Here is a 1,412-nt window from a genome sequence, read left to right as displayed (position 1 = left end):
TAGCGTGAGCTATTAAGCCGACCATTCGACAAGTTTTGGGATTGTTAAGGGTTCCGAGGCTCAACGTCAATAAAGCAATTGGAATAAAGCATCTATGATTATTTAAAAATATAAGTTACAATACATTCAAAAATATTTTTGAATGAGGTGTATTATGATTCAAACGGTTGTTACTGCTGCTGTTCTTTATATTGCTACAGCAGTTGATTTATTAGTAATTTTATTAATATTTTTTGCTAGAGCAAAGACTAGAAAAGAATATAGAGATATTTATGTTGGTCAATATTTAGGGTCTATTATTTTAATATTAGTTAGTTTGTTTTTAGCTTTTGTATTAAATTATGTTCCAGAGAAGTGGATATTAGGTTTATTGGGTTTAATACCAATTTATCTTGGAATTAAAGTGGCTATTTATGATGATTGTGAAGGAGAAAAGAGAGCTAAAAAAGAATTGAATGAAAAAGGATTGTCTAAATTAGTTGGTACGGTTGCAATTGTTACGATAGCAAGTTGTGGTGCTGATAATATTGGTTTATTTGTTCCGTATTTTGTGACATTAAGTGTTACTAATTTATTAATTACTCTGTTTGTCTTTTTAATTTTAATTTTCTTCTTGGTATTTACTGCACAAAAATTAGCTAATATTCCAGGAGTTGGAGAAATTGTTGAGAAATTTAGTCGTTGGATTATGGCTGTTATTTATATAGCTTTAGGTTTATTTATTATTATTGAAAATGACACTATTCAAACAATTTTAGGATTTATATTTTAATTTAGGGTGTGATTTTATATGAGTTATGAAAATACTTGTGATGTGATCTGTGTACATGAGGATAAAGTTAACAATGCTTTAAGTTTTTTAGAAGATGATAAATCTAAGAAATTACTTAACATTTTAGAAAAAATTTGTGATGAGAAGAAATTGAAAATCATATTATCTTTGATTAAAGAAGATGAGTTGTGTGTTTGTGATATTTCTTTGATATTGAAAATGAGTGTTGCTTCAACTTCACATCATTTAAGGCTTTTATATAAAAATGAGGTACTTGATTTTTATAAAGATGGAAAGATGGCATATTATTTTATTAAAGACGATGAAATAAGAGAGTTTTTCTCTAAAAATCAGGAGGGTTTTTGAAACGAGTGAAACGAGTTTCTTCTTGTCTTGATAGTGTTTTGCTTTTGATAATTCTTTACTTATCGTCAAGTGGATGTCATGTCGATGTTAAGTAAAAAAAGCTTTTTTAGCCCCTGCAGGAACTATGCGATTAAACGGCACGTTTACCCACTTTTTATGCCAATTTTTAAATTTGCATGTAACTGGGCAGTGTCTTAAAAAATCGACACTGGTTTTTAGAAAAAATCATTTTGTGAAATCAAAATATATTTATTTGGCTCATATTTGCGTTTTA

At 28.3% G+C, this 1,412-nt stretch carries 2 protein-coding genes; both read left to right on the top strand.

What is annotated here, in order from left to right:
• The first annotated feature begins 154 nt into the window (after positions 1-154).
• Positions 155-772: a cadmium resistance transporter CadD gene (gene cadD, locus LQ611_RS13875; RefSeq protein ID WP_002508636.1), complete on the top strand. Its 618-nt coding sequence runs from the start codon at positions 155-157 to the stop codon at positions 770-772.
• A gap of 18 nt (positions 773-790) precedes the next feature.
• Positions 791-1,138, top strand: coding sequence for an ArsR/SmtB family transcription factor (locus LQ611_RS13870; RefSeq protein WP_000119691.1), 348 nt, complete (start codon positions 791-793; stop codon positions 1,136-1,138).
• Positions 1,139-1,412: the final 274 nt, after the last annotated feature.

It is taken from the genome of Mammaliicoccus sp. L-M44 (assembly GCF_022386355.1).
Taxonomy (GTDB): Bacteria; Bacillota; Bacilli; order Staphylococcales; family Staphylococcaceae; genus Mammaliicoccus; species Mammaliicoccus sciuri_A.
The sequence above is the reverse complement of the archived record's forward strand: the minus strand, read 5'-3'. Positions and strand labels throughout refer to the sequence as shown.